At 68.8% G+C, this 18055-nt stretch carries 16 protein-coding genes and 3 tRNA genes; 10 read left to right on the top strand and 9 right to left on the bottom strand.

What is annotated here, in order from left to right:
* Both secD and yajC read right to left on the bottom strand, forming a co-directional pair.
* Nucleotides 1-1596, bottom strand: coding sequence for a protein translocase subunit SecD (gene secD / locus T8T98_RS05845; RefSeq protein ID WP_160732708.1), 1596 nt, complete (start codon nt 1594-1596; stop codon nt 1-3).
* A 13-nt stretch (nt 1597-1609) separates the two neighbouring features.
* On the bottom strand, nt 1610-1930 hold the full coding sequence (gene yajC / locus T8T98_RS05840) for a preprotein translocase subunit YajC (protein ID WP_160732707.1): 321 nt from the start codon (nt 1928-1930) through the stop codon (nt 1610-1612).
* A gap of 209 nt (nt 1931-2139) precedes the next feature.
* Here yajC and T8T98_RS05835 point away from each other — a divergent pair.
* From T8T98_RS05835 to accC, 6 genes are all read left to right on the top strand, one after another.
* Nucleotides 2140-2216, top strand: a tRNA-Pro gene (locus tag T8T98_RS05835).
* A gap of 89 nt (nt 2217-2305) precedes the next feature.
* Nucleotides 2306-3199 carry an HpcH/HpaI aldolase/citrate lyase family protein gene (locus tag T8T98_RS05830; protein ID WP_237486785.1) on the top strand — a complete coding sequence of 298 codons (894 nt, stop codon included), beginning with the start codon at nt 2306-2308 and terminating at the stop codon, nt 3197-3199.
* A 129-nt stretch (nt 3200-3328) separates the two neighbouring features.
* Entirely contained in the window at nt 3329-3742 is a 414-nt protein-coding gene (locus tag T8T98_RS05825; protein ID WP_251105787.1) for a holin family protein, read from the top strand.
* A 38-nt stretch (nt 3743-3780) separates the two neighbouring features.
* The gene (locus tag T8T98_RS05820) at nt 3781-4215 is read left to right on the top strand and encodes a type II 3-dehydroquinate dehydratase (RefSeq protein WP_251105982.1); all 435 of its coding nucleotides are present in this window, start codon (nt 3781-3783) and stop codon (nt 4213-4215) included.
* Nucleotides 4216-4294: 79 nt separating this feature from the next.
* Nucleotides 4295-4792, top strand: coding sequence for an acetyl-CoA carboxylase biotin carboxyl carrier protein (accB, locus tag T8T98_RS05815; RefSeq protein WP_251105788.1), 498 nt, complete (start codon nt 4295-4297; stop codon nt 4790-4792).
* An 8-nt stretch (nt 4793-4800) separates the two neighbouring features.
* Complete coding sequence (gene accC / locus T8T98_RS05810; protein WP_160732704.1) at nt 4801-6162, top strand: acetyl-CoA carboxylase biotin carboxylase subunit; 1362 nt, start codon at nt 4801-4803, stop codon at nt 6160-6162.
* Nucleotides 6163-6234: 72 nt separating this feature from the next.
* Here the strand turns inward: accC and T8T98_RS05805 are convergent, their stop codons facing one another.
* The 3 genes from T8T98_RS05805 to T8T98_RS05795 all read right to left on the bottom strand — a co-directional run bounded on the left by T8T98_RS05805 (nt 6235) and on the right by T8T98_RS05795 (nt 7928).
* Nucleotides 6235-6741: a hypothetical protein gene (locus tag T8T98_RS05805; protein ID WP_251105789.1), complete on the bottom strand. Its 507-nt coding sequence runs from the start codon at nt 6739-6741 to the stop codon at nt 6235-6237.
* Nucleotides 6742-6833: 92 nt separating this feature from the next.
* Entirely contained in the window at nt 6834-7334 is a 501-nt protein-coding gene (locus tag T8T98_RS05800) for a tetratricopeptide repeat protein (RefSeq protein ID WP_322295867.1), read from the bottom strand.
* Nucleotides 7335-7463: 129 nt separating this feature from the next.
* Nucleotides 7464-7928: an Lrp/AsnC family transcriptional regulator gene (locus T8T98_RS05795; RefSeq protein WP_160732701.1), complete on the bottom strand. Its 465-nt coding sequence runs from the start codon at nt 7926-7928 to the stop codon at nt 7464-7466.
* Between the two features lie 210 nt (nt 7929-8138).
* Between T8T98_RS05795 and T8T98_RS05790 the strand changes: the two genes are divergently transcribed.
* The 4 genes from T8T98_RS05790 to T8T98_RS05775 all read left to right on the top strand — a co-directional run bounded on the left by T8T98_RS05790 (nt 8139) and on the right by T8T98_RS05775 (nt 11192).
* A complete protein-coding gene (locus T8T98_RS05790) occupies nt 8139-9932 on the top strand; it encodes a histidine kinase dimerization/phospho-acceptor domain-containing protein (RefSeq protein WP_251105791.1) in 1794 nt (597 codons plus the stop codon).
* A gap of 32 nt (nt 9933-9964) precedes the next feature.
* Entirely contained in the window at nt 9965-10963 is a 999-nt protein-coding gene (locus T8T98_RS05785) for a polysaccharide deacetylase family protein (protein ID WP_251105792.1), read from the top strand.
* A 54-nt stretch (nt 10964-11017) separates the two neighbouring features.
* Nucleotides 11018-11094, top strand: a tRNA-Ile gene (locus T8T98_RS05780).
* A gap of 21 nt (nt 11095-11115) precedes the next feature.
* Nucleotides 11116-11192: transfer RNA gene (locus T8T98_RS05775), tRNA-Pro, on the top strand.
* 147 nt (nt 11193-11339) lie between these two features.
* Here the strand turns inward: T8T98_RS05775 and T8T98_RS05770 are convergent.
* The 4 genes from T8T98_RS05770 to dgcN form a co-directional block, all read right to left on the bottom strand.
* Nucleotides 11340-14183, bottom strand: a complete 2844-nt coding sequence (locus tag T8T98_RS05770) for a TonB-dependent receptor plug domain-containing protein (RefSeq protein ID WP_251105793.1) — start codon at nt 14181-14183, stop codon at nt 11340-11342.
* Nucleotides 14184-14327: 144 nt separating this feature from the next.
* The gene (locus T8T98_RS05765) at nt 14328-15953 is read right to left on the bottom strand and encodes an N-acyl-D-amino-acid deacylase family protein (RefSeq protein WP_251105794.1); all 1626 of its coding nucleotides are present in this window, start codon (nt 15951-15953) and stop codon (nt 14328-14330) included.
* Nucleotides 15954-16047: 94 nt separating this feature from the next.
* Nucleotides 16048-17037: an N-acetyl-D-Glu racemase DgcA gene (gene dgcA, locus T8T98_RS05760; protein ID WP_251105795.1), complete on the bottom strand. Its 990-nt coding sequence runs from the start codon at nt 17035-17037 to the stop codon at nt 16048-16050.
* A complete protein-coding gene (gene dgcN, locus T8T98_RS05755; RefSeq protein ID WP_251105796.1) occupies nt 16995-18032 on the bottom strand; it encodes an N-acetyltransferase DgcN in 1038 nt (345 codons plus the stop codon). The genes dgcA and dgcN overlap by 43 nt, the downstream gene beginning before the upstream one ends.
* Nucleotides 18033-18055: the final 23 nt, after the last annotated feature.

Genomic DNA, 18055 nt, shown 5'->3' with positions numbered 1-18055 from the left:
TTAAATGTGCAGGTCTTGCGGGCGCGCCTTGCGCAGCCATCCGGCCACCCACATGCGGGTGAGCGCGACCGCGGTGAAGACGCTGGTGAACAGGCCGATCACCAGGACGACCGCGAAGCCGCGGATCGGACCGGTGCCGAACATGAACAGCAGGACGCCGGCGATGAAGTTGGTGATATTGGCGTCGAAGATCGCGCGGCTCGCCTCGCGATAGCCGTTCTCCACCGCGGCGATCACGCGCCGCCCGCGCTTGCGTTCCTCGCGTATTCGCTCGTTGATCAGGACATTGGCGTCCACCGCCGCACCGATCGTCAGGACGAAGCCGGCAATGCCCGGCAGGGTCAGCGTCGTGTTCATCAGCGCCATGATCCCCAGGATCATCAGCACGTTGAAGACCAGCGCGATCGTCGCATAGACGCCGAAGCGGCCGTACGACGCGATCATCAGGGTCACGACCGCGATTGAGCCGACCAGCATGGCAAGGAGGCCGAGACGGATCGATTCGGCGCCGAGGTCGGGGCCGACCGTGCGTTCCTCCACCACCGTCAGGTCGACCGGCAGCGCGCCGGACTGGAGCGAGATCGCCAGCTGCTGCGCGCTCTCGGGCGTGAAGTTGCCCGAAATCTCCGACACGCCGGAAAGGATGCGGTCCTGGATCACCGGCGCCGAGATGACTTCGCCGTCGAGGATGATCGCGAACTGCTTGCCCACGTTCTCCGACGTCAGCTTGGCGAAGCGATTGCCGCCCTGCTGGTCGAACTGGATGACGACGACGTCCTGGTTATCCTGGTTGCGGCTGGCCTGGGCGCGGATCAGCGAACCGCCGTCGATCCCGCCGAGGCGGTAGACGGCCACGTTCTGCCCGGCGAAGCCGCTGTCGGCCGCATAGGGGAAGATCTGCTGCCCCGGCTCGGCAATGCCCTGGGCCAGGTCGGTCTGCAGCGCGTTCTCGTTGACCAGCTTGAATTCCAGCTTGGCCGTGCGCCCGACCAGTTCCTTGACCTGGTCCGGGTCCTGCAGGCCGGGGACCTGCACGACGATGCGGTTGTCGCCCTGGCGGATGATCGTCGGCTCGCGCGTGCCGAGTGCGTTGATGCGCCGGTCGATCACGTCCTGCGAGGAATCCATCGCCGCGTTCAGCGCGGCGTCGAGCCCCGCCTCGGTCGGGGTGAGGATGATGCGGGTTTCATCGACGACCGAGAGATCCCACTCGCGCACCAGCCCTTCGCCGTTGAGCAGCGGTTCGAGCAGGCCGCGCGCGCGATCGACGTCGGCCACGCTCTCGACCATGAAGCTCAGCCGCCCGCCGGCGGTGGAGACGTCGCCGAAGTTCACCCCGGGCTCGGCCCGGCGGAGGGTCGAGCGAACCGATTCCTCCATGTTGCGAAGGCGCTGGCTCGCGACTTCGGCGGGGTCGGCTTCGAGCAGGATGTGGCTGCCGCCGGCAAGGTCGAGCCCGAGGTTGACCTCCGGGTCGGGCAGGGCCGCGGGCCAGCGTGCCCCCGAAAGCGAGAAGATCGAGGGCAGCGCCAGCGCCGTCAGGGCCAGCGTCAGCCCCCAGAACCAGCCACGCTTCCAGAGCGGGAAATCGAGCATTCGCCGGCCTCGCTCAGTCGTTCGCCGCGGCGCCGCCCGGCGGCACGACGTCGCCGATCGTGTTCTTGACCGTCTTGACGCGGACGCCCTGCGCGATCTCGATATCGGCGTAGTGATCGTCCACCTTGACGACCTTGCCCACGATGCCGCCGGCGGTGACGACCTGGTCGCCCTTCTTGATGCCGGCGATCTTTTCGCGGTGCTGCTTCTGCTGGCGCATCTGCGGGCGGATGATCAGGAACCAGAAGATCGCGATCATGCCGACGATCGGAAGCCATTGGATCCACGCAGGCGGCGCCTCTGCGCTGGCCGCGGCGGCAAGGAAATCGAGCATGAAAATGTGCCTATCGAACTTGAGCCAAGAACTGTGCGGGGACGCACCCGGCCCGCGCGTTGCAGGACCTTCCGCCTCCCCGGCGATCAAGTGGGCGCGCCTAGCAGCATTGCAAGATGAGGGCAACGAATCGCGCATCGTGCACGCACCGAAGATCGGCGCTTGCCAGCGCCCGGCCCGCCCCCTATAGGGCCGCCCTCCACTGGATACGGGACGTAGCGCAGCCTGGTAGCGCATCACACTGGGGGTGTGGGGGTCGCTGGTTCGAATCCAGTCGTCCCGACCAGTGGAATTCCTCCGACATCGAAGGCTGTTCGCGGGGCTTGCGCCCCTGCCGCTTCGCCCCTAGCGCGCGCGGCATAGGAGGATCTGCCGATGAGCGCGCCCACACCCGCCCTGCCCCGCATGCGATCGTGGCTGTTCGCCCCGGGCGACAGCGAGCGCAAGATGGCCAAGGCCGCCGATGGCGCGGCCGATATCGTCCTGCTCGACCTGGAAGATTCGGTCGCCCCCGACAGCAAGCCGGCGGCGCGCGCGATGGTGCGCGATTTCCTGGCCGCGCGCGAGGATCGGCGGCGGCTGTGGGTCAGGGTCAATCCCCTGTCGGGGGGCGAGACGCTGGCCGACCTCGAAGCCGTCATGCCTGCCGCGCCGGGTGGGATCATGCTGCCCAAGGCCGAAGGGCGCACCGATGTCGAGGCGCTCGACGCCCATCTTTCCCGGCTGGAAAGCGCGCACGGGATCGCCGCCGGGCAGACCCGCGTGGCCGCGCTGGTGACCGAGACCCCGCGGGCGATGTTCCGCACCGGCGACTACGAGGGCGCGCCGCGGCTGGCCGCGATGAGCTGGGGCGCGGAGGACCTGTCCTCCGCGCTCGGCGCGCGCGTCCAGTTCGGGCCCGACGGACGTTACATGCCGACGTTCGAGCTGGCGCGCAGCCTCTGCCTGCTCGGCGCGGCGGCGGCCGGGGTCGCACCGATCGAGACGATCCAGGCCGATTTCCGCGACCTGGAGGGCTTGCGCGAACGCGCGCGGACCGTGCGCGGCCAGGGCTATCGCGGGATGCTCGCGATCCATCCGGCGCAAGTCGAGGTGATCAACGCGGCCTTCACCCCGGGCGAGGAGGAGATCGCCCATGCGCGCAAGGTGATCGCGGCCTTCGCCGCGAACCCCGGCGCCGGCACGGTCGGGCTGGACGGGGCCATGCTCGACCGGCCGCACCTCGCGCTCGCGCACAACCTGCTGGCGGACGCGGGCCTCGAGGCCTGAGGGAGAAAAAGCACCTGGGGGCGATAATGCACCTGAGGGCGAGAAAGCACCTGGGGGCGAAAAAGCATTTTCCTACACTAACCGATATGGTTATCTGATGGCGCGACTCGCACCCATGGAGATCGCGTCATGCCCCTGCTCGAATCGCTCATCGCCCCGCTTTCGACGATCATCGACAAGGTGATTCCCGACAAGGACGCGCGCGCCCGCGCCAAGCTGGAACTGCTCCGGCTGGAGGGGACGCAGGAACTGCGCCAGATCGAGGCCCGCCTCTCGGCCATCGTGGCCGAGGCGAACGCGCGCGATCCCTGGACCAGCCGCGCCCGGCCCAGCTTCCTCTACGTCATGTATGTCCTGCTGCTGTTCGCCCTGCCGATGGGCGTCCTCTCCGCCTTCGACCCGGCTGCCGCGCGCAATATCGGCAGCGGGATCACCGCCTACCTGCGCGGCCTGCCCGAAGAGCTCTACATGCTCTTCGGCACCGGCTACCTCGGCTATACCGCCGCGCGGCAATGGGGAAAGGCGAAGGGCGTCGACAGCTGAGGGCCCGCCACGCTAAGCGCAGCGGCATGAGCGTTCCGATCACCGATACCGTCTATGTCCTCAACGGGCCCAATCTCAATCTCCTGGGCCTGCGCGAACCGGAGATCTACGGTTCGGACACGCTCGACGACATTGCCGCCATGCTGGAAGACCGCGCCCGCGAACTGGGCCTGGCGATCGACATGCGCCAGACCAACCACGAGGGGATGCTGGTCGACTGGCTGCACGAGGCGCAGGCGGAAGGGGCGCGGGCGGTCCTCCTCAACCCGGCCGCCTATACCCATACCTCGATCGCGCTGCTCGACGCGGTCAGGGCGATCCGCACCCCGGTGATCGAGGTGCACTTGTCCGACCCCGCCACGCGCGAGCCGTTTCGCCACCAGTCCTACGTCGGCATGGCGGCGGCGCGCACGGTCAAGGGGCTGGGCGCGCGATCCTATCTCGTCGCGCTGGATGCCGTCGCACAATTGTAACCTTGCGCCCGCCGCCCCCCTTGCCAGCCGGGGCCGAGCCGCGCATAGGCGGGCGCTCGAAACGAACAAGGGTTGTTTGATGGCCGAGAACAAAGGCAGCGCCGGGCGCAAGTCCGGCATGGACGTCGATACCGCGCTGGTCCGCGAGCTGGCCGAAATGCTTGCGGACACCGGGCTTACCGAAATCGAGGTCGAGGATGGCGACCGCAAGGTCCGCGTGTCGCGCGGCGGCATGGCCGCTGCGCCCGCCGCCTTCGCACCGCCGGCACCGGCCCCCGCCCCGGCTGCACCGGCGGCGGCCCCTGCGGCAGAGGCCGCCCCCGCCCCGGCGGCGGACGATCACGCCGGCGCGCTGAAATCGCCGATGGTGGGCACCGTCTATCTCGCCGCGGAGCCGGGCGCCGATCCCTTCGTCAAGGTCGGCGACAGCGTGAAGCAGGGCGATACCCTGCTGATCGTCGAGGCGATGAAGGTGATGAACCCGATCACCGCCGACAAGGCCGGCACGGTCAAGGCGATCCTGGTGGACAACGCGCAGCCGGTCGAATTCGACCAGCCGCTGGTCGTCATCGGCTGAGGCGAACCGTGGGCATTTCCCGAATCCTGATTGCCAACCGCGGCGAAATCGCGCTTCGCATCCACCGCGCGGCGCACGAGATGGGCATCGAGACCGTTGCCGTCCATTCGACCGCCGATGCCGACGCCATGCACGTGCGCCTGGCCGACCACGCCGTGTGCATCGGCCCGCCGCCCGCCACCGACAGCTATCTCAACGTCGCCAACATCATCTCGGCGGCGGAGATCGCGCAGGCCGACGCGATCCACCCCGGTTACGGCTTCCTGTCGGAAAACGCCAAGTTCGCCGAGATCGTCGAGGCGCACGACATCAAGTGGATCGGGCCCAAGCCCGAACATATCCGCACGATGGGCGACAAGGTGGAGGCGAAGCGCACCGCCGGCGCGCTGGGCCTGCCGCTGGTGCCCGGCAGCGACGGCGCCGTGTCCGATTACGACGAGGCGCGCCGGATCGCGCGCGAGATCGGCTATCCGGTGATCATCAAGGCCGCCAGCGGCGGCGGCGGGCGCGGGATGAAGGTCTGCGAGGGCGAGGACCAGCTCGAAAGCCTGATGAAACAGGCCGGGAGCGAGGCCAAGGCCGCCTTCGGCGATGCGACCGTCTATATCGAGAAGTATCTCGGCAATCCGCGCCACATCGAATTCCAGGTGTTCGGCGACGGGCGCGGCGGCGCGATCCACCTGGGCGAGCGCGACTGCTCGCTCCAGCGGCGCCACCAGAAAGTGCTCGAGGAAGCGCCCTCCCCGGTCATCACGCCGGAGGAGCGCGATCGCATGGGCGGTGTCTGCGCGAAGGCGATGGCCGACATGGGCTATCGCGGCGCCGGGACGATCGAGTTCCTGTGGGAAGACGGCGAGTTCTACTTCATCGAGATGAACACCCGCCTGCAGGTCGAACACCCGGTGACCGAGATGATCACCGGGATCGACCTGGTGCGCGAACAGATCCGCATCGCCGACGGCAAGGACCTGTCGGTCACGCAGGACGAGATCACCTTCACCGGCCACGCGATCGAATGCCGCCTGAACGCGGAAGACCCGTGGACCTTCGCCCCCTCGCCGGGCACGGTGAACTACTATCACGCCGCGGGCGGCATGCACGTGCGCGTCGATAGCGGGCTCTACGCCGGCTATCGCATCCCGCCCTATTACGATTCGATGATCGCCAAGCTGATCGTCTACGGCCGCAATCGCGAACGGTGCATCATGCGCCTGCGGCGCGCGCTGGAGGAAATGGTGGTCGAGGGCGTGAAGACGTCGATCCCGCTCCACCAGGAACTGATCAAGCAGCCCGACGTGCTGAGCGGCGACTATTCGATCAAGTGGCTGGAACAATGGCTGAAGGAACGCAGCGCCGACAGCCAGGCGTAACGGACAAGAATCCGCCCCGTTTTCGCGGCAGGAGGCGCGAGCGGGGAAGATCGCCGCGATCGGTCGGGCTACTCATGGCCGGCTCCCGTGGCGCTGCTCCGCGGCCTTCCTGAGGTCGTCGAGCGTCTGCCCCGGGCCGGGCGTCAGGTATGCGGGGGCTGGCGCCTCGCCTGCCGGGCACAACCCCGGCCGGGCGCCGCCTTCGATCCGCAAGATGTTGTAGGTGCCCTGGGCGTTGCGCCGCAGCCACCACTTCCTTGTTCCAAGATCGTCGCGCCAATAACTGTGCTGGACAGAAAGAGCGGCGATCTCTCCATCGATGATCTGACCTGCAACGACGCGCTCGATCCGCAGGTCTATGAAGTACGGCCAAGACATTACATGGCCGTTGTATTCGGGATCGGGGAAATCGCCCGGAACCTGGCCGACAACTTCGGCGAGCACCAGGGCGTCGAAACAATCCCGCGCGGAACTGCCGGGCCCCGCCCCGGTCAAAGCGGCGCAGCCGGCTGCCGCGAATGCGGCAACTCCAGCAACGATCCTCGCCCGCTTCATCGGCATGTCATTGCCGGGCTTCATCAAGCGATCCGGCAATCGCCGTCATTCCAGCGCCGTCATTCCAGCGTCGTCATTCCAGCGGAACGCCCGGTTCGTGCCTGCCGGCCGGATCGTCAGGCTGCGAGCCGGCGCAGTTCGTCCGCGGCAGCGCCCGCGACATGCCTGTCCCCCGAATCGCGCGCCTTTGCCAGCCAGAAGGCGGCCAGCCCCTGATCGGGATCGACGCCCCATCCCCGGGAAAACGCCACGCCGACGAGCAGCATCGAACGACTGTCCCCGATGATTGCGGCTTCGTAGAACCACCCGAGAGCCCTGGCGGAATGGACCGGCACGCCGTTGCCTTCGGCATAAAGCCAGCCGAGCTCGCGCATTGCCCAACTCTCACCGGCATCGGCCAGTTTCAGCAGCAGGGGTACTGCCTCGGCAAATTCGCGTTGGCGCAGCTTGGCGATCACCACGCCGCGATCGGTATCGCCACCGGAATAACTGATCGTCGCATCGCCCGGACGACTCTCGTTGATAATTCCGGAGAGCGAAGGCTCGGCCTTCGCGGCCACCGGAAGGCTGGCTGCGAGGAGACAGGGAAGACAAGTCAACGAAAGGGAAATGCGCATGGCAGCCTCCATAAGTCGATTAGAGAGTGCCATGTACGATGATCGTGGTCAAATCGGCTATTCGGCGCCCGATTATTGCAAGTCGAGGCGATTCCAGTCGCTCAACTCTCCAACGACTTGGGTAAAGGACTACTCCAGCGGAACACCCGGTTCGTGCTTGCTGGTCCTGATCGTCAGGCTGGTCTTCACGCTGGCCACGTTGGGGGCCGGGGTCAGCTTGCTGGTCAGGAATTCCTGGAAACTCTGCAGGTCGCGGCTGACGATCTTGAGGATGAAGTCGATCTCGCCGTTGAGCATGTGGACTTCGCGCACTTCGGCCAGTTCCTGCATGTGCGTTTCGAACTCGCGCAGCGCATCTTCGGCCTGGCTCTTCAGGCTCACCATCGCGAAGACGGTGATCGCGAAGCCCAGTTTCGATGCATCCAGCTCCGCGTGGTAGCCGCGGATCACGCCTTCTTCTTCCAGCGCGCGGACCCGGCGCAGGCAGGGGGGCGCGGTCAGGCCGACGCGATGCGCCAGTTCCACGTTCGTCACGCGCCCTTCGTTCTGCAACTCGGCCAGCAGGCGCCGATCGATCTCGTCCAGATTCGCCATTGCGGGTGCCCCCACGTCTGCCGCGCAATGCGCGCGACCCCTTCTGCAACTAAACGGCGCGGCTATTGCTCGCTGCCTAATATTATTAGCCTTGCCAGCAATTGTCCCGCTTTGCAACGCAGTCTGCGGCGCCATGCCCGTAGCGGTGGAAACTGCTAGAACGATGCGTTCACGGGGCCCTGGCAAGGGCCTATGCCGTTTCGGAGATCCATGCAGTTCGACGACCGCCTCGCCACAGTGTTGCGCCACCGCGCGGGCAGCGGGCGCGCGGCGCGTACGCAGTTCCGGCAGTTGCTCGACCTGCTGGGTGCGCGGCGCGGCGGTTTCGAGCGCGGGCTGACGTCGGCCGCCTGGCTGCGCCTCGGCGCGCTGGGCGAGGCTATCCCCCCGGGCGAACGGGCGGCGATGATTCGCGATCGCGGCTGGCACTTCCGCAACCCCGAACTGGCGGCCCACCTGGCGGAAGACGAACCCGAAGTGGCCGCCGCCGCGCTGTCGCGGGCCGACCTGGTCGAGGAAGACTGGGAAGCGCTGATCCCGCGCCTGCCGGTGCGCGCGCGCGGGTTCCTGCGGCTGCGGCGCGACCTGCCGCCCGGCGCGGTCGACCTGCTCGAGCGGCTGGGCATCCACGATCGCGGCCTGCCCCTTCCCGGGCCCGCGGAGGCGGACGAGGCGGAGGCGGACGAGGCGGTGGCGGAGGCTCGCGCGCCGCAACCCGCGCCGCCTGCCACGACCGAAGACAATGCACCGGCCGCCGAGCGCGCTTTCGTCGCCGCGCCGGCCAACGACGAGGGCGCGCCCGACGCGGACGAGGAAACCGCGATCGGCGCGCTCGTCCGGCGGATCGAGGCGTTCCAGCGCGCCCGCTCGGAAAAACCCGCTTCCGATCCATCCCCACGCCTGCCTCTGGACGAAGAGGACGAAGGCGACCTGCCGCCGCTGCGCGGTTTCGCCTTCACGACCGATGCCGCCGGGCGGATCGACTGGGCCGAGCCGGGCGTCGCCCCGATGGTCGTCGGCACCCGCCTTTCCGGCGAGGCCGCGCGCCGCGCGCTGCGCACCTGGCAGCGACTGGACGGCGCGCGGATCGCGCTGCGCGGCGCGGCGCCGGTCGCGGGCGAATGGATCGTCGATGCCGCGCCGCGCTTCGCCGCCCCCGGCGGCCATTTCTACGGCCTCGCGGGGAAGTTCCGGCGCCCGGCCCTCCAATGCGCCCCCGGGGCCGCAAGGGGCGGCGGGTCGGGCAACACGGGGGGCAACACGGGGGGCAACATGGGGGGCGAGAGCGACCGCATCCGCCAGTTGCTCCACGAGTTGCGCACGCCGGTCAACGCGATCCAGGGCTTCGCCGAGGTCATCCAGCAGCAGGTCTTCGGCGAGGTGCCGCACGAATACCGGGCGCTGGCCGCGAATATCGCCGGCGATGCCGCGCGGATGCTGGCCGGGTTCGACGAGCTCGACCGCCTGGCGCGGATCGAGACCGGCGCGCTCGAACCGGCAGAGGGGGAATGCGACTTCGCCCGCCTCTGCCGCGGGCTGGCGAAGCAGCTGGAAAGCGTGCTGGCGCCGCGCCTTTCCGGGTTCGAGCTGGACATTCCCGCCGGCCCGGCGATCGTGCCGCTTGCCCTGCGCGAGGGGGAGGCGCTTGCCTGGCGCTTTCTCGCCACGCTCGCCACCGCGCTGGGTGCGGGGGAGACGGTCGCGCTGTCGCTGTCCGGCGAGAGCGGGGTCATGCGGCTCGACGCGGGGCTCCCGGCGAGCCTGGCGGCGGAAGAGGATGTCTTCGCCGCGGTGCCGCAGGCCAGCCAGGGCGCGCTGAGCGCGGGCATGTTCGGCGCCGGGTTCGCGCTCCGCCTGGTCCGTGCCGAGGCGGGTCTCGCCGGCGGGGACCTGCAACGTGTGGACGACACGCTGCGCCTGGTGCTGCCGCTCTTGACCGCGTCGGGCCGCGATTCTAGCGCCATGCCTGAGCGCGAGCAGAAGCGAACCCCCGAAGCGCGCTGATCGCTGCGGATTTCCGCTGGAGAAACAGCGCCTTGAACAAGCCCGTCTATTCCCTCCCCCCCGCCGGCCCCCGCGCCCGCTTCGCGCCCGAATTCGGCCGCAGGGTCCTGCTGACCGTCGATACGGAGGAGGAATTCGACTGGGGCGGCCCCTTCACCCGCGACCGGCACGGGCTGCGCCACGTCCCGCGCCTGCGCAATTTCCAGGAGTTCTGCGAGGCGCAGGGGATCGTGCCGAGTTACCTCGTGGACTGGCCGATCGCCAATTCGACCGTCGCCAAGGACATCCTGGGCGATGCCGTCGCCCGCGGCACGGCCGAAGTCGGGATACAGCTGCACCCCTGGGTCAATCCGCCGTTCGACGAGGACGTGGACGAGCGCAATTCCTATGCCGGCAACCTGCCGCCGGACCTGGAGCGGGCCAAGTTCCTGCAACTGCGCGACGCGATCGCGAAGAATTTCGGCACCAATCCCCAGCTCTACCGCGCCGGGCGCTACGGCTTCGGCTCCGCGACCACGCAGCTCCTGCGCGAGGCCGGGGTCGGGGTGGACACCTCGTTCCGCCCGCTGTTCGATTACCGCGCCGGGCACGGGCCGGACTACGCCGCCTATCCGCTCGAGCCCTTCTGGCTCGACGGGGAGATGTCGGTCCTCGAGCTGCCGCTGACGACGGTCTACTGGGGCATGTTGCGGCGGCAGGGGCGCCTGCTCTACCCCGCCCTCTCGCGAATGCCGCGCATGCGCGGGATCGCCGCGCGGCTGGGTCTGCTCGAACGCATCCCGCTGACCCCGGAAGGGACCACGGTGGACGACGCGATCCGCGGGCTCGACATGGCGATCGACGACGGGCTGCCGCTGATCGTGCTGTCGTTCCACAGCCCCTCGCTCGCGCTCGGCCACACGCCCTATGTCGAGACCGACGACGACCTCGACGCGCTCTACGACTGGTTCCGCGCGGTCTTCGCCTATCTCGCCCGGCACGACATCCGCCCGACCACGGTGGCGGAGATCATGCAGGCGGTCGTCGCCTGACGCTTGCGCGCGGGCGCGCCGCGGGCTAGTCCGCCGGCGCCGAACGGTACCCGGGGGCCTGTAGCTCAGTTGGTTAGAGCTGGCCGCTCATAACGGCTAGGTCGCGGGTTCGAGTCCTGCCGGGCCCACCAGGTACCGCGGCAATCGTCGGTCGGGGAGTGGCGCAGTCCGGTAGCGCGCTTGCTTTGGGAGCAAGATGTCGCAGGTTCGAATCCTGTCTCCCCGACCAGCATTTCCCCCGACCATCATTTTCCCCGGCCTTCCCCGCACCGCACCGGCTCCTGCCGGGAGCGTCCGCAGCGCTGCGCCCGGCGGCGCGCAAAAAGAAGGGGGCGGCCAAGCCGCCCCCCAGGCAGGGATAGTCTTTCCCGGCAGGCTAGAATTCGATCGTCGCGCCGATCCGGAACGCACGGCCCAGCAGGTCGAACAGCGATTGGTTGGTCGCCGGCGTGGCATAGGCGCTGCCGGCCGGGCCGGAGCCGACCACCGGCGGGTCCTTGTCCAGCAGGTTGCTGACCGCGAAGAACAGGCTGAGTTCGGACATGCCGAGGCTGAAGTCGTGATAGACCGAGGCATCGAGGTAGAACGCGCCGTCGATGTGGTTGGTGTTGATCGTGCGCGCCGTGGCCGAGGATTCGGGGCAGCCGGACGTGCATTCGACGAAGCTGTTGTCGTAGGTGCCCGAACTGATGCCGCGGCCGATCAGGTTCAGGCGCAGCGGCCCGTCGGCATAGCTCGCGATCATGCGGTAGACGAACTCCGGATTGCCGTAGGCGGTGTTCTCGCCGACGATATCGACCGCCGGGTCGATCCCGTTGTCCACCGTGTTTTCGAGGTAGAGCGTGGCAATGCCCCGCAGGGTGAGCGCCCCGGCCCCCAGGTCGGTGCGATAGGACGTCTCGAAATCGAGGCCGCGGGCCCGCTGCGATGCGAAGTTGAACGGGCTTTCGAAGATCTGCAGGTTGGTGCCGAAATCGTTCGGCCCGCGCACGATCGCCGCGCAGTATTCGCTGACCCCTTCGTGGCACCGGTCGATGATCGTCTGGGCGTCGAGCGAGTCGATCGCGTCCTTGATCTTGATGTCGTAGTAATCGACCGAGGCGGAAAAGCCGGGGAAGAAGCGCGGCTGGACGACGACCCCCAAGCCCCACTGGTCGGCCTTTTCCGGTTCGAGCCGCGGGTTGCCCGTGCTCGTGCCGGCGAAGGGGGTGGACTGGTTGCCGTTGAACGGATCGAGCACGGTGTTGGTCCGCGTCGAGCCGGCGGTGAACAGCTCCGCCAGGTTGGGCGCGCGGATATCGCGCGAGCGGGTGGCACGGAAACGCAGCCCGTCGATCGGCTCGAACGTCGCCCCCAGCTTCCAGGTGGTGACATAGCCGCTGGTCGAATAGTCGGTCGCGCGGATCGCGCCGTTCACGTCGAACCCGTCGAAGACCGGGGCGAGGACTTCGAGGTACCCCTCGGTCACCGAGTAATCGCCGAAGCTGGGCAGGTAGTTGCCGGTGAACCAGCCCGACTGGTACCGGTCCTCGACATAGCCGGAGACTTCCTCGGTCCGGTGCTCGCCGCCGATCGCGACCGACAGGGGCCCGGCAGGCAGGTCGAAGGCGGTGAACGAGAGGTTGGCGGCGACCACGTTCTGCTCGAACCGCTGCTTGCGGTAGAGATCGCCGAGGATCCAGTCGAGCGCCGCGGGATCGGCCACGCCGACGCCGAAACGGTTGAGCGGAACGCAGCCGTTGTCGGTATCGGTCAGGCTCGAACGGCACACGATCGTGCCCTCGGCCACGCCCAGGGCATTGCCCGCCGGGGCGAAGACCGCGTCGGTCGCCAGCGCGAAGCGCGTGTTGTTGGCAATGCCCAGCGCCTCTTCACGCGTATTGGCGATGCCCTTCTGGTAATAGACGTCCCAGCGAGCGTAATCAGCGAACAGCGGAAATTCGCCATTGGCCCCGACGACGTAGCGCTGGACCCCGCGCGTGGTGCGATTGGTGCGAATGCCCAGATCGGCGTTGGTCGTGCCGAAGCGGAACGAGGTTTCGCCGGCGGCCAGCAGCGCGCTGCGCACTTCCTCGGGCAGGAAGGCATTGTCCGCCTGGATCGTGACATTGCCCTGGTTGCGGTGGATGCCGAGCTGCCCCTGGTTGACCGAGCGGGCATAGCTGCCCTGCGCGAAGACGTTGAGCCAGGGCGCGACTTCGTAGCTGATCCGGCCGAAGATGCTCTTGCGGTTTTCTTCCGGATCCAGCGACTGGGTGTCGTTCACCTGGGTCATGGCCCAGTCCCCGCCGATGATCCACGGATTGGCGACCGTGCCGAAATCGAACTGGCCGATCGCGCCGCCTTGCCCGAAGTAGAGGCCGCGCAGGGGGCCATCGGTGATCAGCCCGCCCGGCGTCGCGAGGCCGAGCCCGACCTGGTCGACGATCAGCCGCTCGGGCTCGCCATTGCCGGGCGCATATGCCGGGTTGGTGATCTGGTACCAGCCCTTGTCGTTCCAGTCGCGCGGCACGCCGTGCAGCCCGTCCTTCACCGCCAGTTCGCCGTTCAGCAGGATATGGCCGCGCCCGTCGGCGAAAGGCGTGCCGAACGTCAGGTCGAGCCGGTAGTTGGGCGCATCGCCATACGTCGTGATGCCCGCTTCCGCCCCGGCCTTGAGGCCGGTGAAATCCTCGTCGAGGATGAAGTTCACCACGCCGGTGACGGCATCGGACCCGTAAGCCGCCGAGGCACCGCCGGTGACCACTTCGACCCCGGAGATCAGGCCCTGGGGAAAGGTGTTCACGTCAACCTGGCCGCCCAGCGCCGAGCCGACCGACCGCTGCCCGTTGAGCAGCACGAGCGTGCGATTGGTGCCGAGGCCGCGCAAGTTGATCGTGTTGAGGCCCGACGTGCCCGCGCTCATCGACAGGTTCGAACTGGCCGGGGTCGCGCTGCCGATGACCGAGGGGATCTGGTTCACGAAATCGGCGATATTGGCCGGGGCCGTCGCCTCGATGTCCTCGGTCTGGAGCACGGTCAGCGGGGTCGGCGCATTGTAGCCGTCGCGCTGGATGCGCGACCCGGTGACGACGATCAGGCCTTCCCCCGTCCCCGTCGCCTGCGTGCCCTCGCCGGGGGCCGCCTCGGCCGGCGGGGCGGCGTCCTGCGCCTGGGCCATCGATGCGCACAGGAGGCTGCCCGCCAGTGCGATGTGCGAAGTGATCAGTTTTCCCGTCATGTTCGTTCCCTTCGATATGGGCCTCGCGCACGGCCTCGGGCGCCAGGCTTTTTCGGCCTTTCCGCTCCGCCTCTTGCCGGGCGGGTTTCGTGCATCCTCCGGTGGATCGCCGCCTTTTCGCGGCGAGGTATTCCCGCCGCTGCCCTACGGCGCCGGGCAGTCGGCGCTGCGCGATCGTCGCGGAAGCGGGCGCCCCGCCGCCTTGCCGGTCGGCGCGCCGTCCTCCAGCGCGACCACGCCGTTGACCACCACCGTCTGCACGCCGGTGGAAAACAGCGTCGGCTCGAGGAAGTCGGCGCGCGGGGCGTAGTTCTCAGGATCGAAGACCACGACGTCGGCGAAGGCGCCTTCGCGCAAGCTGCCGCGCCCTTCGATCGAAAAGGCCCGGGCGGGCACGATCGTGCTCTGGTCGATGAACTGCCTGAGGTCGATCACCTGCCGCTCGCGCACGTAAGTGTCGTACTTGCGCGCATAGCTGGCGTAATAGCGCGGGTGCCCGGCCGACGCGTCGGAACTGGTCATGACCCAGGGCCGCACCATGAAGGCCGCGATGTCCGCCTCGTCCTGGTTGAACGAGGCAACGCCGGCTTCCGAACGGCGCAGGACGTCGATCGCCGCCTGCACCGGGTCGCCGCCGGCCGCGGGGGCGAGGTCTTCCAGCGTCTTGCCCAGCACGTCGGCCGGGCCGCGGGTGATCAGCAGCGAGGCGGGCCCGCCGCGGCGGCGCATGTTCTCCGCCATCTCGGTGCGGATGCGCGCCATCTGCGCCGGGTCGTCGAAGCGGGCGAGCATGGCCTCGCGCCCGCCGTCCTGCGCCCAGCGCGGCATCAGCGCGGCCGAAAGCCCGGTGCCCGAGGCGGGCCAGGGGTACTGGTCGGCATGGACCACCTGCCCTTCGGCGCGGGCGGCCTCGACCGCCTCGATCACCGCGCCCGCCTGGCCGTGAACGTCCACGCCCAGCGCCTTGATATGCGCGATGTGGACCGGGATGTCCGCCTGCTTGCCGATGTCGATCGCCTCGGCCACCGCGCCGGCCAGGCCGATCGTGTAGCTCGATTCGTCGCGGATATGGCTGTCGTAGATCCCGCCGTGGCGCGCGGCGACTTTCGCCAGGGTGACGACTTCGCCTTCCTCGGCATAGCTTTGCGGGGCGTAGAACAGCCCGGTCGAAAGACCCAGCGCGCCCTCGCACATCGCCTGGTGCGTCAGGGCGGCCATTTCGGCCAGCTCGTCTTCGGTCGGGGCGCGGTCGTCGCTGCCGATCACTTCGCCGCGCAAGGCGCCGAGGCCGACGTACGTGGCGAAATTGACGCCGTAATCGCGCCCGCTATCCCTGCCGAACGTGGCCGCGACATCGGGATCGCCGCGACCGTCCACGCCGATGAACGCGGTCGTCACGCCCTGGGTGATAAACGGCAGGACCAGCCGCGCGGCCGGGATGCGCGACATCAGGGCGCTGTCGGCATGGGTGTGCGGATCGATGAAACCCGGGGCGACGATCATGCCGTCGGCCGAAATGGTCCGCTGCGCGGCGTGGGGGTAGCGCGGGCCGGCATAGACGATGCGGTCGCCGGCGATCGCGATGTCGCCGGTGAAGGGATCGGCACCGCCCGGATAGATCGTGCCGCCGGTGATCAGGATGTCGGCCCCGGCCTGCCCTTCACCAGCCTTCACCGCCGCGTCCTGCGCGGCGGCGGGCGCGGCCAGAACCAGCGCGGCGCCCATCAGCCCGGCGATCCTGCCTGCGAACTTCGCTTGCGTAACTCTCATCCCGCCCTCCGTTTGTTACAGCAGTATTGCGAAAGCGGCCTCTCGCGGGAACACCCACGGCGATCATATTCGCAGCGCAGGATATAACCGCAGTCTATATCTCGCCCCAGAATCCGCGTTCGGCGGGCGCCATCACGCCGCCCGTCTCGCTCACCCCGCCCGGCATGTCCTCCGCCAGCCAGGTCGGCCCGTCGAGATCGACGAAGCCGCAATGCTGCGCCACGATCATCGCCGGCATGATCGATAGCGAACTGGAAACCATGCAGCCGATCATCAGCCGGATATCGACCTGCCGCGCCGCCTCCATCATCGCCAGCGCCGTCGTCAGCCCGCCGGTCTTGTCGAGCTTGATGTTCACCACGTCGTAGCGCCGCGCGAGATGGGCGAGATCGCCGGTCACGTGGCCCGATTCGTCGGCCGCCAGCGGCACCCGGCGCGCGAAGCCTTCCAGCGCCTCGTCGCTGTCGGCGGGCAGCGGCTGCTCCAGCAGGTCCACCCGCAGCTCCGCCAGGGCGTCCTGCCAGTCGGCCAGCTGCGCAATCGTCCAACTCTCGTTCGGGTCGACGATCATCCGCGGCCCCGGCGCCGCCTCGCGCACGGCGCGCACGGCATCGACGGGGTTTTCGGCATCGACCTTCACCTTCAGCAGCGGCACCCGGCTGATCGCCGCCGCCGCCCGCGCCATCGCGGCAGGCGTGTCGAGGCTGATCGTCATCGCGGTCGGCACCGGTTTCAGCGCCCCCCAGCCCAGCGTTTCGGTGATCGACCGCCCGGCCACGCGCGCCTCCAGGTCCCACAGCGCGCAGTCCAGCGCGTTGCGCGCGGCGCCCGGCGGCATGATCTCGACCAGGCGATTGCGCCCGGCCCCGCGCTCGATCTCATCGCGCACCGCCTCGACCTGGCGCAGCACGCTCTCGATCGATTCGCCGTAGCGGGCATAGGGCACGCTCTCGCCCCGCCCGACATGCTCGCCCGCGGCGATCTCGACCTGCACCGTATCCGCCGCGGTCTTGACCCCGCGCGAGATACGGAACGGCCGGTTCAGGCGGAACGGGACGTGCCGGGCAGAGAGCTGGCGAAGCATTCGTCGATCCTGTCTACGATGGGGTCCGCGCCATGCGCGTAGGGGTCGGTGCAGGGCAAGCCGGTGGCGTCCGCCGTGCGCGCGCACAAGTCGCGCGCCTCGTCCGCCGGGAGCGAGGAGGTGTTGAGCGCCACGCCCACCGGCACCACCGCCGGGTTGGTCAGGCGCGCGACCTGCAGGTTGGCGGCGATCGCGTCTTCCAGCGCGGGCACGCCGAAGTGCGGCAGGCCGCGCATGTGTTCGCGCAGCGGATCGTGACAGATCACGATCGCATCGGGCTGCGCGCCGTGCAGCAGGCCGGTGGAAACCCCCGCGAACGAAGGGTGGAACAGCGATCCCTGTCCCTCGATCAGGTCCCAGCCGCCATCGTGCCGTTCGGGCGAGAGCTGTTCGATCGCGCCGGAGATGAAATCGGCGATCACCGCGTCGAGCGGCACGCCCGATCCGGCGATCAGGATGCCCGTCTGCCCGGTGGCGCGGAAATCGGCGCGGTAGCCGCGCGCGCGCATCGCCTTTTCGAGGCACAGCGTGGTGACCATCTTGCCGACCGAGCAATCGGTGCCGACCGTCAGCAGGCGCATCCCGGCACGCGGGCGGCCGGTACCGACCGCGAGGTCGAACGCCGGGTCGCGCACGTCGATCAGCGCGCGCCCGTTGCGCTGCGCCGCCTCGACCAGGCGGGGCACGTCGCGCAGGCGGCCGTGGAGGCCGGCGGCGATGTCGAGCCCCGCGTCGAGCGCCGCCTCGGCATCGCGCACCAGCTCTTCGTTGAGCGCGCCGCCCGCGCTCGCCACGCCGAGCACCAGCGTCTTCGCGCCGGCCGCGGCCGCCTCGGCGAAATCCATCCGCGGCAGGCCGAGCGTGAGGTTGCCGGGCGGGCGCGAGAATTCCCCGATGCAGGCTTCGGAACGGAACATGGCGACCCCGCGCGAGGTCTTGATCGACAACGGGTCTGCGGTCGATCCGAGGTAGAGGAAATAAGGTGCGCGTATCATCTTGATTACCGTTGCTGGGTCTC

It is taken from the genome of Pelagerythrobacter marinus, assembly GCF_034375205.1.
GTDB lineage: Bacteria > Pseudomonadota > Alphaproteobacteria > Sphingomonadales > Sphingomonadaceae > Pelagerythrobacter > Pelagerythrobacter marinus.
Note: the sequence above shows the minus strand (reverse complement) of the source record. Positions and strands in the feature narration are given on the sequence as shown.

Bases quoted from the DNA above. Each gene is read 5' to 3' on its own strand.
- secD (WP_160732708.1), bottom strand. From the start codon at position 1,596: ATGCTCGATTTCCCGCTCTGGAAGCGTGGCTGGTTCTGGGGGCTGACG.
- T8T98_RS05770 (WP_251105793.1), bottom strand. From the start codon at position 14,183: ATGACGGGAAAACTGATCACTTCGCACATCGCACTGGCGGGCAGCCTC.
- dgcN (WP_251105796.1), bottom strand. From the start codon at position 18,032: ATGATACGCGCACCTTATTTCCTCTACCTCGGATCGACCGCAGACCCG.
- accB (WP_251105788.1), top strand. From the start codon at position 4,295: ATGGCCGAGAACAAAGGCAGCGCCGGGCGCAAGTCCGGCATGGACGTC.
- T8T98_RS05800 (WP_322295867.1), bottom strand. From the start codon at position 7,334: ATGCGCATTTCCCTTTCGTTGACTTGTCTTCCCTGTCTCCTCGCAGCC.
- dgcA (WP_251105795.1), bottom strand. From the start codon at position 17,037: ATGCTTCGCCAGCTCTCTGCCCGGCACGTCCCGTTCCGCCTGAACCGG.
- T8T98_RS05795 (WP_160732701.1), bottom strand. From the start codon at position 7,928: ATGGCGAATCTGGACGAGATCGATCGGCGCCTGCTGGCCGAGTTGCAG.
- T8T98_RS05830 (WP_237486785.1), top strand. From the start codon at position 2,306: ATGAGCGCGCCCACACCCGCCCTGCCCCGCATGCGATCGTGGCTGTTC.
- T8T98_RS05765 (WP_251105794.1), bottom strand. From the start codon at position 15,953: ATGAGAGTTACGCAAGCGAAGTTCGCAGGCAGGATCGCCGGGCTGATG.
- T8T98_RS05790 (WP_251105791.1), top strand. From the start codon at position 8,139: ATGCAGTTCGACGACCGCCTCGCCACAGTGTTGCGCCACCGCGCGGGC.
- yajC (WP_160732707.1), bottom strand. From the start codon at position 1,930: ATGCTCGATTTCCTTGCCGCCGCGGCCAGCGCAGAGGCGCCGCCTGCG.
- T8T98_RS05805 (WP_251105789.1), bottom strand. From the start codon at position 6,741: ATGAAGCCCGGCAATGACATGCCGATGAAGCGGGCGAGGATCGTTGCT.
- T8T98_RS05825 (WP_251105787.1), top strand. From the start codon at position 3,329: ATGCCCCTGCTCGAATCGCTCATCGCCCCGCTTTCGACGATCATCGAC.